The 13,157-nt window shown below is 68.0% G+C and carries 12 protein-coding genes; 3 read left to right on the forward strand and 9 right to left on the reverse strand.

Annotation, left to right across the window (positions count from 1 at the left end; all coding sequences use genetic code 11):
• Positions 1-113: 113 nt before the first annotated feature.
• The 5 genes from ACOGXI_RS11435 to ACOGXI_RS11455 form a co-directional block, all read right to left on the reverse strand.
• A complete protein-coding gene (locus ACOGXI_RS11435) occupies positions 114-1,193 on the reverse strand; it encodes a hypothetical protein (protein WP_419938973.1) in 1,080 nt (359 codons plus the stop codon).
• Positions 1,194-1,443: 250 nt separating this feature from the next.
• Positions 1,444-3,318 carry a Xaa-Pro dipeptidyl-peptidase gene (locus ACOGXI_RS11440; RefSeq protein ID WP_419938974.1) on the reverse strand — a complete coding sequence of 625 codons (1,875 nt, stop codon included), beginning with the start codon at positions 3,316-3,318 and terminating at the stop codon, positions 1,444-1,446.
• Between the two features lie 7 nt (positions 3,319-3,325).
• Positions 3,326-3,613: a HigA family addiction module antitoxin gene (locus ACOGXI_RS11445; protein ID WP_419940191.1), complete on the reverse strand. Its 288-nt coding sequence runs from the start codon at positions 3,611-3,613 to the stop codon at positions 3,326-3,328.
• Positions 3,614-3,642: 29 nt separating this feature from the next.
• Positions 3,643-3,921 carry a type II toxin-antitoxin system RelE/ParE family toxin gene (locus tag ACOGXI_RS11450; RefSeq protein WP_419938975.1) on the reverse strand — a complete coding sequence of 93 codons (279 nt, stop codon included), beginning with the start codon at positions 3,919-3,921 and terminating at the stop codon, positions 3,643-3,645.
• 149 nt (positions 3,922-4,070) lie between these two features.
• Positions 4,071-5,732 carry an N-acyl-D-amino-acid deacylase family protein gene (locus tag ACOGXI_RS11455; protein ID WP_419938976.1) on the reverse strand — a complete coding sequence of 554 codons (1,662 nt, stop codon included), beginning with the start codon at positions 5,730-5,732 and terminating at the stop codon, positions 4,071-4,073.
• Between the two features lie 37 nt (positions 5,733-5,769).
• Between ACOGXI_RS11455 and rph the strand changes: the two genes are divergently transcribed.
• From rph to ACOGXI_RS11470, 3 genes are all read left to right on the forward strand, one after another.
• Positions 5,770-6,480: a ribonuclease PH gene (gene rph, locus ACOGXI_RS11460; protein WP_419938977.1), complete on the forward strand. Its 711-nt coding sequence runs from the start codon at positions 5,770-5,772 to the stop codon at positions 6,478-6,480.
• 68 nt (positions 6,481-6,548) lie between these two features.
• The gene (locus ACOGXI_RS11465) at positions 6,549-6,896 is read left to right on the forward strand and encodes a hypothetical protein (protein ID WP_419938978.1); all 348 of its coding nucleotides are present in this window, start codon (positions 6,549-6,551) and stop codon (positions 6,894-6,896) included.
• Positions 6,897-6,898: 2 nt separating this feature from the next.
• Positions 6,899-7,324 carry a PIN domain-containing protein gene (locus tag ACOGXI_RS11470; RefSeq protein ID WP_419938979.1) on the forward strand — a complete coding sequence of 142 codons (426 nt, stop codon included), beginning with the start codon at positions 6,899-6,901 and terminating at the stop codon, positions 7,322-7,324.
• Here the strand turns inward: ACOGXI_RS11470 and ACOGXI_RS11475 are convergent.
• The 4 genes from ACOGXI_RS11475 to ACOGXI_RS11490 form a co-directional block, all read right to left on the reverse strand.
• Positions 7,270-8,028 carry a peptidylprolyl isomerase gene (locus tag ACOGXI_RS11475; protein WP_419938980.1) on the reverse strand — a complete coding sequence of 253 codons (759 nt, stop codon included), beginning with the start codon at positions 8,026-8,028 and terminating at the stop codon, positions 7,270-7,272. The two genes, ACOGXI_RS11470 and ACOGXI_RS11475, sit on opposite strands and share 55 nt — an antisense overlap.
• Positions 8,029-8,062: 34 nt before the next feature.
• Entirely contained in the window at positions 8,063-9,997 is a 1,935-nt protein-coding gene (locus tag ACOGXI_RS11480; protein WP_419938981.1) for a prolyl oligopeptidase family serine peptidase, read from the reverse strand.
• A gap of 19 nt (positions 9,998-10,016) precedes the next feature.
• The gene (locus ACOGXI_RS11485; RefSeq protein ID WP_419938982.1) at positions 10,017-11,771 is read right to left on the reverse strand and encodes a DUF885 domain-containing protein; all 1,755 of its coding nucleotides are present in this window, start codon (positions 11,769-11,771) and stop codon (positions 10,017-10,019) included.
• Between the two features lie 151 nt (positions 11,772-11,922).
• The gene (locus ACOGXI_RS11490) at positions 11,923-13,044 is read right to left on the reverse strand and encodes a type I restriction endonuclease (RefSeq protein ID WP_419938983.1); all 1,122 of its coding nucleotides are present in this window, start codon (positions 13,042-13,044) and stop codon (positions 11,923-11,925) included.
• Positions 13,045-13,157 lie beyond the last annotated feature (113 nt).

Here is a 13,157-nt window from a genome sequence, read left to right on the forward strand (position 1 = left end):
AGGCATACCGAATCAGGCTTACGAATACAATCCTGAGCGGTTTCGCGGGCGGCTGCCGCGGGGGATCGGCAGCGGGGTGGCGGTCCGGCGGGGGCGGCGGCTATGGACCCCGGCTACGGGCCGAGATCGTAGCGGTAGAGCCGCACGTCCTCTTCGTCGAGCGCGTTGCGCTGGAGGACAACGAAGCGGTCGGCAGCGATCGCCAGCACGCTCGCCTCCGCGGGAAGATCCAGCCACCCGCTCGGCTGTCCGTCGGGACCGAGGACGAGCCAGCGTCGGGTCTCCTCGCCGGGGCGCGTCGCAAGGCCGATCCAGACCATCTCGCCGGGCCCCAGGACGGCCGAGTGAAAGGCCGGGTGCGTCTCCCGGTAGGGGGCGTTCTCGGTGAATTCCACGTACCAGTCCGGGGCGTCCGGACCCCTGCGTTCGAGGCGGTCCGCTCTCCAACTTCCGATTTCCTCCTCCGTGACGGTCCACCCGCCGCCCGAGCCGCGGATCCGGCGCGTCAGCGTCCCGTCGGCCGCGTAGATGGAGAGGCCGAACACTTCGGTGTCCCCGACCAGGGCCCGATCCCCGAGTCCGCTGGCGACGATGTCCCGCCCGAACGCGGGTTCGGTACGGGTGAACCCGCCCCCTGGAACGGCGCCGTAGCTCCACTCCATGGCGGACAGCAGTCCCAGCGTGTCCGGATCGGCGTCGAGATCCGGGAACGAAAGCAGAGGGGTCGTATCCCTTTTCATCCCCTCCGGGGCGAAGAACCGCTGCTCTCCCAGGATCGCGAGCATGCGGCCGGCGGCGTCTGTCGCGAGCGGTCTCAGGTCCACGATGGCGCTCTGGGCGGATAGAGGCGACGACGAGAGGAACTCCCCGCTCTCCGTGAACTCGTTGAGGCGGGCCAGCCGCGCATCGTAAGCCAGAAATCCCGCGTCCGTCCCGAGGAGCGTCGTAACGCTGCCGAACTCGCCCGGTCCCTCGCCCTGCCCGCCCACCCGGCGACCCAGCGAACCGTCGCCGGCGAAGAGCAGCACTTCGCTCGCGCCTGTGTTGGCCACCGCGAGGCCGCCGTTTCCGAGGAGGAGGGCATCGCCGACCCAGAACAGTTCGACCGCCAGTTCCCGGGTGGAGAAGAGGAGATCGGTCGCCAGTTCGGGCGCCGGCAGTTCATCCACCGGGCCCAGGGAGATGGTCGTCACACCTGCGGAATCGGAGACTTGAACCGTGCTCCGGGCCGCATCTCTCGGATCCGCGCCTTGGCGGGCACAGGCGCCGAGGCCGCAAAGGAGTCCGACAGCGAGAAGACCCGATTGAACGCGCATGCTGCCCCCCGGCGTGTGTCCCAAGCTGGCGATGGCCGATGGCTGATGCCCGCGGCCTAAAGCACTCCTCTTGGAGAAACCCGATTCCGGTGGAGGGTTGTCTACGCGAGCCGCTTCCGGAAGACCGCTACTGCGAAGCGGGCACCCCCAGCGCGCGGCGTAGCGCCGCGGCCCCACCCACGACGGGCAGCGAGAGATGGGTTTCACCCAGGTCGACGGTCAGCACCGTGCCGGGGTCGGGATGCAGCGTGAAATCCCGGTCGCTGGAAAAGACCATGAGGCCGATGCGGGCCCCGGCGGGGATCACCTGGTCGTCAGGTTGCAGGGAGAACTCCATTTCGACGAACTCTCCCGGGGTGAGACTGGTACCTGTGCGGGGCGAGGCAATCTCCTCGGCGCCAGCGTTGGACGGATCGGCCCAGCCCTTCGTGATGAGGTTGTCGTTGATCTCCCCGCTCCCGGTCCAGGGCAGCGACACCAGCCACACGGACAGGTTGGCCGCGGGCGCGTCCGCCGACACGCGCACGCGGACGGTGGCGACGCCCGAGAGATGGACATCCTCGCGCAGTTCGGGCGTGGCGTAGAGCAGTCGGTGGTTCGACCACTCCGCCGCGGCGAGCTGGTCCCCCGCGAAGGAGAAGTTGTCGACGATCGTCCCGGTTCCATGGCCCGCACCGCCGGTAGTCGCCGGGACATCGACGGAGAGGGTGCCGGTCCAGTGCCCGTCGCCGCCCGGACGGAGCGTCACGGACTCGGCCTCGGGGTGCGGATAGCTCGGGCATGGCGTGGGCTCCCGCGGGTCGTCTCCCTCTCGGACGATCCACGCCGCGGGGTCGTCCTCCACGCCGTTCTCGACGCCGACCACGTAGCGGGTGAACCAGCGGTTCATGCGTTCCAGTGGGGGCGGGCCCCCGTGCCCGCCCTGGTGATAGAAGATCTGGAGCGGCACGCCCCGCTCCCGCAGCGCCATCGAGATGCGGTAGCTGTGCTCCGGCATGACGTTCCAGTCGTTGAAGGCGTGGCTCATGAGCGTGGCCGCGCGCACGCCGTCGACATGGTTCAGGTAGTCCCGGCCCGCCCAGAAGTCGTTGTAGTCGCCGGTCACCCGGTCCAGTTGCGCCGTCATCTCGTCGCGCACGTTCGCGAGGCAGTAGTCGCGGACCTCCGGGAAACCGCTGAAGATGAAGTCGAACAGGACGTCGACGTCCTCGCCCGGGTATCCGCCCGGCGCCCGCACCAGTCCGTTGGAGCGGTAGTAGTGGTAGTAGGATGTGTTCGGCGCGACCGGAATGATCGCTTCGAGACCGTCGACCCCGGTCGTCGCGGCCGCCAGGGGCAGCGTCCCGTTGTAGGAGGTGCCCGTCATCCCGACCTTCCCCGTCGCCCACGAGGCCTCGACTTCCTCGTCTCCGTCGACGCTCGCGAAGCCGCGCGCCCGCCCGTTGAGCCAGTCGATCACGGCCTTGGGCGCGAGCGACTCGTTCGCGCCGCCCACGGTCGGACACCCCTGCGACTGCCCCGTGCCCGGCGACTGCGAGTGGACGACCGCGAACCCCCGGGGCACCCAGGTCGCCACGTGCGAGTTCGAGATCCTCGGCTGGCTCGGGATGTGGCGGATCGTGGGCGGGAAGGGATCGCGCCGCCGCGGCTCGCCGCCCACCTCCTGGCGGAGGTCCCAGAAGTGCGCGAAGTCGATGCCGGCGACGCCCGAGTAGTAGGGGCTCGTCTCGTAGATGACCGGGACCCTGAGCCCCTCGCTCTCGGTCTGCGCGGGGCGGGTCACGTCCACGTGCACGCGGTCCGGCCGGCCGTCGCCGTCGGAATCGAACTCCGTCTCGACCCACAGGTCGTGGCGGACCCACGTCGACGAATCCGCGAAGGCGGGGACGATCTGCGCTTGTCCGTCCTCGATGACGAGTCCCGTCTGCGCTGCCACTGCCCCCGGAAGGATGGCGAACGCGAGAAGGGCCGCTGCGGGCGCTGCGAAGCGCGGTTGGTCCACGCCGCCGCTATACCGCCGCATGCCGCGGCGTCACTTGCCTGGCGATCTCGCGACCCGCCTCGATCTCCGCTCGGCGAAGTTCCCAGGTTTTCTGCAGGTTCAGCCAGAACTGCGCCGTCGTTCCAAAGTACCGGGCCAACCGGAGTGCCGTGTCCGCACTCACGCCTCGCTGGCCGTTGAGGATCATCGTCACCCGGTTGACAGGCACGCCAAGTGCTTTCGACAAAGCGTTCGCTGACAGCCCGAATTCGCTTAGTTCCTCGCGCAGGATTTCGCCCGGATGTACGGGTCTCATGCCGCTCTTCGCGTTCATGTCACATGCCCTCAGTGGTAATCGATGATCTCCACCTCGTACGGCCCATCATCGGTCCAGCGGAAGCAAATCCGCCACTGTGCATTGATCCGAATGCTGTACTGACCGGTACGGTCGCCTCGCAGTGCCTCCAGCCGGTTGCTCGGCAGTGCGGCCAGGTCTCGGAGTGTTTCCGCGCTGTCCAGCATGGTGAGTCGGCGTACGGCCTGATCCGAGAAACCCTGAAATGCCGCGACGCGCTGCCCCTCGAAAAAACGACGCGTCCTCCGGTCCTTGAAGCTTCGAATCATGTGCGGGGATCGTAAGCTCTGTTACGTGTTCCGTAAAGGGTGCGTCGCCGCTCGACGCAGGCCACGAGCCGAGTCGGCACGGGCACCGGTCCGCCGGACTCGGAGATGGCCCGGCGGATGGATGCCCCCGACGAGTCAGTCCGCGGCCGTCAGGGTCGGCGCAGGGGGCGGCCGGCAAGTTCGCCGGTCACTTCGTCGTCGCGTATCGCGAAGCGGCCGTTCACGAGCAGATGCACGACGCCCTCGGACAACTGGTGCGGATCGTCGTACGTCGCCCGGTCCGTGAAACGGTCAAGGTCGATGACCGCGATATCGGCGACGAGACCCTCCCGGATGTAGCCGCGGTCGTCGAGGCGCAGGAAGTCCGCCGCGAGGCCCGACATGCTGCGGATCGCGAAGGGGAGCCCGATGGCTCCGTCCCGGTCCACGAAGTCCTTGATCTTCTTGGGGAAGCCCCCGTAGACGCGCGGATGGACGATCTCGGCCCCGGGGGCGGGCGTCCCGCCGTCCGTACACGTCATCATCCACGGCATCGTGGCGAGGTAGCGCGTGTTCTCGACGTCGTACAGTTCCCGGTTCATCACCCACGGGTTCGACTCGGACATGATCTCCCGCACCGCCTCCGGGACGGGTAGGCCGCGCTCCGCCGCCACGTCCGCCAGCGTCTTGCCGTTGAACTCGGGCCTCGCGTCGGCGAACACGATCTTCTCCGGCCCCCCGCGGATCTCGAGCATCTCCATCGTCTGCACGTCGAGGATCCGGGCCGTATCCGCGTTCGCGAAGCGGCGCACCATCTGCTCCGGTCCGCCGGCCTGCGCCCAGCGCGGGATCGTGTAGGCGCGCAGGCTCGACATCGTCGACGTGTAGACGTGTTGCGCCCCCGCCACTTCGAGACCCTCCGCGCGCGCCGAGTCGATGATCGCGGCGCCCTCCGCCGCACGTCCGTAGAGGTGGGCGCCCTGCGCGTTGAAGTGACTGAAGATCGTCCTGAGTCCGGACTCCGCCCCGATGTGGATCGCCTCGCGGATCGATTCGTGGTAGCCGACCCCCTGGTAGGCCGCCCCGAGGTCCCGGTCGTGCGTGTCGTAGACCGGGGCGTGCTCCCCGCCGATCGGGTATTCGGCCGCGACCCGGCCCAGTTCGATGACCTCGCCGGCCTCCGCGTAGTAGCCGGGCGTGTAGAAGAGACCCGTCGAAAGCCCGAAGGCGCCATCCTCCATTCCCTTCCGCACGAGCGCCTTCATCTCGTCGAGTTCCGCCGCGGTCGGGGCGCGGTCGTCCATGCCCATGACCGCCTCGCGGACGGAGCCGTGTCCGATGTAGGAGATGATGTTCTTCCCGACGCCGGATCCCTCGAGGTCCGCGTAGCGCGCGGCGAGGTCGGTGCTGCTCGCGCCGTCGACGCCGATGACGCCGGTCGTGATCCCCTGCGTGAGGAACTCGACGGCGGGAAGCCCGTACGCCTCGTCGACGTTGATATGGCTGTGCATGTCGATGAAGCCGGGCGTGAGCAGCAGACCGTCGAGCGCGATCGTGTCCCGCATCGCGACTTCGGCCGCGGCGGCGGCGCCCACGAAGGAGATTCGGTCGCCCTCCACGGCCACGTCGGCCACGAACGAGGCCTCCCCGGACCCGTCGATCACCGTCGCCCCGGTGAACAGCACGCTCGTCGGGACGATCTCCGCTTCCGCCTCCGGGGCGTCGCCCGGCGCGCAGGCCGCCGTCACGCCCGCCAGCACCAGACACGCCGCGGCGATCCGCCATCGCAGCGGGATCGCGGCCGGCATACTCTCAACGCGTTCGACGTTCATCGGTTCTCCCTTTTCGACCTTCGACCGAGGCTGCCCCATGCCGGCACGTCCACACGGGCGGGCGCTGGACGCCCTGCGACCCACGACCCTGGAGACGGGAACCGCCCCGTTCGCCGAGGGATCGTGCACGATCACGATGGGGATGACGCGCGTGCTTTGCACGGCCTCCGTCGAGGAACGCGTCCCGCCGTGGCGCGAGGGCCGGGGCGGCTGGGTCACGGGAGAGTACGCCATGCTGCCCCGGGCCACGGCCGAGCGCACCCGGCGAGAGCGTCGTGGCGCGCGGGGTCGCACGCAGGAGATTCAGCGCCTCATCGGCCGCTCGCTGCGGGCGGCCGTCGACCTCGCCGCGCTGGGCGAACGCACGGTGACCGTGGACTGCGATGTCCTCGTGGCGGATGGCGGCACCCGCACGGCTTCCATCACGGGGGCGTGCGTGGCGCTCGAGATGGCCTTCCAGCGGCTGGTCTCGGACGGCGCGCTGGAGGCCAGCCCCCTTCGCCAGTGGGTCGCCGCGATCAGCGCGGGGATGGTGGACGGCGAGCCGAGGCTGGACCTGGAGTACATCGAGGACGCCGCCGCCGACGTCGACTTCAACTTCGTCTACCTCGAGGACGGACGCCTCGTCGAGGTGCAGGGGACGGCGGAAGGCGCCCCCTTCACGCGCACAGAACTCGACGAACTCCTCAGCTGGGGTGCTGCGGGCGCCGAGCAACTGATTCGCCTGGAGAAGACGGCTTCCGCGTGAGTCGGACTCGGTTGCGCTCCATTCGCCATGTAAATAAGTGTGCCTCACAGAACCTGTGAGGTTGTGACATGAGGAACATTACGGTATCCGTCGATCAGGAAACCCACCGACTGGCTCGCATCCGCGCTGCGGAGTTGGACACGTCGGTCTCCGCGCTGGTGCGGCGGTACCGCAGAAGCCTCGCAACCGGCGAAGCTGGCCGGGTCGGCGGCACGCCGGGCGCGGATAGACGGTTCGAAACGCCGCTGGAGCGCCGACGTCGGCGCCTGAACGACGTATTCGAAGACTTCGACGCCCGTGGGGTGGGGTTGCGAATGTCGGACAACCTGACTCGTGAGGAACTGTACAACCGTGACAAAGCGAGGAGGGAATCCGAGCGGGAACGTCTGCGCGACATGTGGCAGGGGACGGAGTAACCGTGCGTTTCCTCGACACCAACGTGCTGTTGTACGCGGTCAGTCGGTTGCCGGAGGAGGAGAACAAACGCGTTCGTGCGCGTGAGTTGCTCGCCGATCCCGATCTCTGCTTGTCCGCGCAGGTGCTCCAGGAGTTCTATTATCAGGCAACGCATCCCCATCGACCGGGCAGGATGGTCCATGAGGATGCCATGGAGTTTGTCCGGCCCCTCATGCTCTTGCCCGTCCAGCCTGTCACCCCGGACCTCTTCCAGACGGCCGGCGCAATCAGCCTCCGTTATCGCCTGTCGTACTGGGACGGCGCGATCCTGGCTGCGGCCCGCACCCTGGGATGTGACGCCGTCTACTCGGAGGATCTGAGTTCGGAACAGGACTACGGCGGGGTGCGCGTGATCGATCCATTCGTGGGCGGCCAGCGAACGGCGTGACCGGGAGCGGCCGACGAAGGTCGCGTTCGCCTCGCAGCCGAGCCCCGCCGCGGGACAGCTCGGATAAGGCGGTCGAGGAGAGGGAACTCCCGGTCGAGGTAGAGGTTGCCCTCGGCGACGATGCGGCTCTGGTCGCCTCGCCGCAGCCCGCCGCCGGAGTCCTCTCCGTACCCCGAGTAGAGCGCGTCCACAACCTCCATGCCGCTCACAACCTCGCCGAACGGGGCGAAACCCGTCGAGTCGAGGCGCACGTTGTCCACGAGGTTGATATACACCTGGGTCGCGCGGGTTCCCGGCTCGGTGAAGGCGAAGGCGATCCGGCCGCGGGTGTTGGAGGCGACGACGGGATCGTCCGGGATGTAGGCGTTCATCCACTCGGCGGTGATGGCCGGGTCGCCCGCCAGCCCCCACTGGACGATGAAATCCGGGACGACGCGGTGGAAGCGGGCGTCATCGTAGTAGCCGGAGTCGACGAGGGTGAGGAACCGCTCGGCCCCCTGCGGCGCCCACTCGGGGTGCACCGCGATCACGAACACCCCCTGGCTCGTCTCGACGGCCACTTCGACGGGGCCGGCCCCGGTTGCGGCCCGGGCGGCGATGGCGCCCGCCCCGACATCGGAGGACGGGACGGTCTCCACGCGCTCGCATCCCGCGAGGAGGAAGGTCGCCGCGAAGAAGGGCGTGGAGCGGACGCGGGTCCTCACGCCCGGTTACCGCCCGCTCCGTCGTACGGCGTCGTCATTCGTCCCTCAGGAACTGCTCGAAGAAGTCGAGCATGTCGAGGAGCATCCGGCGGCGGTTCGCCTTCCCGTACACGTAGTAGTTCTCGTTCGGGTACGTCCTGTACTGGAACGGCTTGTAGTGGTTCTCCAGCGCCCGCGCGAAGATCTCGGACTGGTCGGAGCCCGGATAGCGGCCCACGCCGTGCACGAGGAGGATCGGCGTGGCGACGTCGGCGACGTGGGAGATCGACGAACTGTGGCTCCATACGTCCTCGCTCGTCTCGAACGGGCCGAGTTCGTGGTCGAGCAGCTTGATGTGCCGCAGTTCGTTCTCGCCATGGTAGAAGTGGACCCAGTCCGTGTATCCGGACCCCGGGATCGCGGCGCGGAAGGCGTCCGGCGCGAAGGCCACCGCGTACATGCTCATCACGCCGCCGTAGCTCGTCCCCGTGACTCCGATCCGCTCCGGGTCGACCTCCGGGAGCGCCCGCAGGTAGTCGGCCCCCGCGACGACGTCCTCCAGGTCGCAGTGGCCCCAGCAGCCGTTGTTCGCGTCGGCGAACGCTTTCCCGTAGCCCGAACTCCCGCGGATGTTGGGCAGGAGCACGACGTACCCCCGCTGGACGAAGAACTGGACGTGCTGCTGGAAGGTGTCGTGGAACTGCGACGTGGGACCCCCGTGGATCCACATCACGCCGGGGAGGCCGTCGCCGGGCGCGGCTCCCGGCGGCCGATAGAGGTAAGCCGGGATCGAGTATCCGTCCGTGCTCTCGTAGCGGATCTTCTCCGGCGCGACGAGCCGGCCGGCGAAGTTGCCGGCGGGCATGGACGACGTGAGTTGCCGGCTGTTCCCGTCCTCGAGCCAGACGACGTGGAGGTCGCGCGGGCGCTGGAGACTCTCCTGGAGGTACGCGATCGCCCGGCCGTCCGGAGACCACGAGGGGCTCGACGCGACGCCGCCCTTCGGTGACACGAGCACCCGCGGCTCGCCCCCGTCCGCCGATACCACGCGCAGGTCGTGGTGTCCGTTGTGGTTCTCGGTGTAGGCGATCCAGCGCCCGTCGGGCGACCACGCGGCGGCGCTCTGGTCGGCCTCGGCCGGGGCGACCGGGCGCGGCTCTCCCCCATCCCTCGGCGCGAGCCAGTAGTTGATCCAGCCGCTCCGGTGCGAGCGGAAGAGGACCGAGCCTCCGTCGGGCGACACGCTCGGATAGCCGAACGTCGCCCCCGCCCCGTAGTCGAAGAAGTCGCGGTCCTCGATCACCGTGCGCGGGTTCGCGCCCGTCGCGTCGACCTCGATCACGTCGTGGTCCTCCCACGCGTCGTCGAGACGGACGTAGAGGATGTGGCGTGAGTCCGGAGTCCAAGCGGGGAAGACTTCGTAGCGCTTGTCCTCGGTGAGGCGGTCCACGCGCCGGGTCGCGACGTCGACCTTCCAGATGTCGTAGTTCCCGTAGCGGTCGCCGGCAAAGACGATCGAACGCTCGTCCGGGGCCCAGCTCATCGAGTTGATCCGGGCCCCGAGGTCGGTGAGTTGGACGTCGGCGCCATCGCTCGTGGACCAGAGCCATATTTCGGAGGCGCCGCTCTTGTCCGACACGTAGGAGATCCAGGTCCCGGACGGGGACCAGCCCGGCATCTGCGACGTGAGAAAGTGGCCGGAGCCGCCCATGTCCACCGGCACGCGCGTCGGGAAGCCGCCTGCGGGCGGCAGGGTCGTGAGCCCGCCGCTGAGCCCGGACTCGAACAGGATCGCCGAGCCGTCCGGCGACCAGGACGGCGCCCCCCCGACCACGGACTCGATGGAGAGGAGTTGGTCGATCGAGAGGGCGCCGCCGTTGCCGCCGTCTTCGCCGGCGTTCTGCGCGTGGAGCACGCTCCCGCCGCCGGCCGCGGCGCTCAGAGCCAGGAGGGTGCCGGTGATCGCCGTCAACTGCGGGTCGCGAGCCATGGGTCTTCCTTTCAGCGCGTCAGTTCGCCGTCTCCTGCGGGGTCGGGCGGGAGGTCGGCGCGGGCGACGTCGGCTCCTCGGAGGTCGTGCGGCGGAGCGGGTCGCCCTGGAAGCGCCACTCCGACTCGAAGTCCTTCGGCGGGGCCTCTCCCAGCAGGCGCGCGCGCACCATCTCGACGGGCATGCGTCCGCCTTGCAGGATCGCGTCGTGGAAGGCGCGGTTCGTCATCTCACCGGACTGAACCAGTTGCTCGTGCAGGGCCCGGATCTGGAGGCCGCCGATCATGTAGGCGACCTGGTAGAGCGGCGAGTAGGAGCCGTTGAAGCTGCGCCGCACCTCCGCCTCGGCGTTCGCGCGCTCGTGCCCCACGCGCTCGACGAGGAAGTCGATGGCCTCCTGCGGGGTCATGCGCTCGAGGTGGAAGGAGAGGGAGAAGATGATCCGGGCCGTGCGGTGCATGCGCCAGAACAGCATGCCGATCCGGTCCTCGGGGGTGGACGGAAAGCCGAGGTCCCACAGCAGCATCTCCCAGTAGAGCGCCCACCCCTCGCCCCAGAACGGGGTCGAGAACGCGCCGCGGTGCGAGTTGAAGCGGCTCGTCATGAACCCCTGCAGGTGGTGTCCGGGGATCAGTTCGTGGTGCACGGTGGCGCGGGAGAAGTGTTCGTTGTTCCCCCGCATGCTCATGAGCTTGTACTCGTGCTCCATCCCGTCGGTCGGGAAGGAGACCTGGATCACCTCCCCGCCGAGGAAGAAGGGCGACACCTTCTGGCGCTCCGGGGACATCATCTCGATGCGCCAGATCTCGTCGGCGAGCGGGGGGACGGTGACGAGGTCGCGCTCGGTGACGAAGGCGAGCGCCTCGTCGGCGAGTTCCCGGATCATCTGCGGCTGGTCGCCGGGGTCGCGGTGCAGCGTCTTCACGTACTCCAGCGCCGCCCGCCAGTCGTCCCCGTAACCGAGTTCGCGCGAGGCCTCGATCATGCGCTCCTCGCACCAGGCGTACTCCCGTTCGGCGATCGCGATGAGCTCCTCGGGGCTGTACGGGATCATCTCGTGCCGCAGATCCGCCGCGAGACCCTCCGCCCCGATCGGATCGCCGACGATCGGTTCGTCCTCCCCCTCCCGGTAGCCGATGACCGTCTCGCGCAGGAAGCGTGCGTAGTCGTCGAGGGCGGCCTTGGCGCGGGCGTACGGATCCTCGTTCCACCACGTGAAGACGGGGTCGTAGCCGGCGTAGTGCTCGTACCAGTCCTCCAGCAGGCGGGTGTGCCCGGCGAGCGTCGTCACCGCTCGCAGAGCAACGATGCGGGACACGTCCGATCCATCGGCCAGCCGCGCCTCGACGGCTGCGCGCGCCGTCCGGACCCCGGCCGGAAGGTCGGCGAGACGGGCCGCCGCCGCCTCGGATTCCACCGGCTCGCGGCGTCGGCGCCGTTCCTCGAGTTCGACGATGAGAGAGGTGAAGGGGATGAACCCGTTCATCTCCGCCGCGAGGCGGGCCTCGCGCTCAATGAGATCCAGTTGATACGTGAGGTCATTGATGAGGAGGACGTAGTCCACGCGCCCTTCGAGGGTGAGGGACTCGAAGTCGAGCGCGTCGACCCGCTGTCGCCAATCCGAGAAGAAGTCGCGGAAGCGTTGGTTGCGGTCGGGCGAATAGGGAACGCTCCAGCGGCGGCCGAGCGCCGTGCGGTCCGTGCGGTAGCGCTCGACGACGGCCGCGAGTTCGCTCGTCTCGGTCGCGACGAGCGTCGTCAGATCCTGCGCCATTATCGGTCTCGCGAATGTCAACACCGACACGGCGGCGGCGGACATCACCCCCCCGACACGGGCGAAACGCAAGGGCAACAGCTGCGTCAGCCTGCCCTTCTGGCTTGCACTCGCACGCAGATCATCGGGGGCCCTGTGAATGATCCGTCTCCTAGACATCATCTCGCGCACCCTCAGAGCTACGCCTGGGTTTCGGGCGCGAGAACTTGATCCTCAGATCATGTCCGAACCTGACTCCGGCTTCTTCGCACGCCTGCCGAATCCACTGCTCCTTCGTCAAGTTGCTTAAGTTACTGTCAATCCACCATCCTCCGGGAAGCCTACGGCATCGTTCCCTCAAGACTCGGTCGTCCGGGTGTATTTCCCGCCTCGTCCTTGCGACACGCAGTTTCTTGCGCCCGGGATACTTATCACTGTATCGCCGAAGGAAATGCGGATCTCTCTCGGCGAGGCAACTGAACGCCTTAACGAGAACATCGACTCCCGACCGAAGATAAGCCACCTCTCCAAAGCACGTTACCGTATGTCGACTGATCGGGGCGGGGTCGGGCTGTACCGGAGGTGGTGGCGGCGGAGGTGGCGGCGGCAGAGGCGGTGACGGCGGAGCAGGCGTCTCCCCTGTCGCCCTTGTGCGGAGCCACCCTGCGACTGCAGTCCGGGGTGGATCGACCACTCCTTTTCTTCCTAGCGCACTCAAGAACATGTCGAGGGCATCGTCTTGTGGCCGCTGAAATAGGTCACGCCACACTGATTCGCAAACCCTCTCCAGCTGCATCCGTTCTAGATCGTTGGTGGCCGCTTCGATGTTCTTTCCGCTGGTGACCACACCTTGTACGAGGTATCGACTGAGCTTCCGGCAAACCTCGGTCGCGTCAGAGGAAAGGTCGATCGGGGGTAGACGCCGTTCGGCGAGAGTTCCCTGCCGTAGGGGAAGGTAGAAGTGCCACTCTCGTCCGTCCGTAAGGACCGCCATCGGCACCCCGTGCGCTGCACAGTACCGGAAGAGCTGCTTCCGCCCAGTGTCGGACACGCCCCTCGGCCTTTTGGCCTCGATGAATACGAGAGGCTTTCCCTTGGGGCACAGCGCGTAGTCAACCCTCCCGTCTTCCACCTGGTATTCCCGCTCCACGACGCGCGGGCGGGAAACCGGCCAGCCGAGTTCCTGCAAGAGGGGGTCGACGATACCCCTTCGTACATCTGTCTCGGAACGGAATTCACCCGTGTCGATGCGCTCGACGATATCTCTGATGATTTCTTTGCACCCGTCATGCATGGTTGCGTGTCCGTTCGCCTGTGTATTCGCGGGATCGTAGGAGCGACGCCGAATCACCGTCCATCCCGAAACCGAAGCTACGGGCCCGCTTTGGCACGGTCACCCACGAGCTT

The sequence above is a fragment of the Candidatus Palauibacter sp. genome (assembly GCF_965208055.1).
Taxonomy (GTDB): domain Bacteria; phylum Gemmatimonadota; class Gemmatimonadetes; order Palauibacterales; family Palauibacteraceae; genus Palauibacter.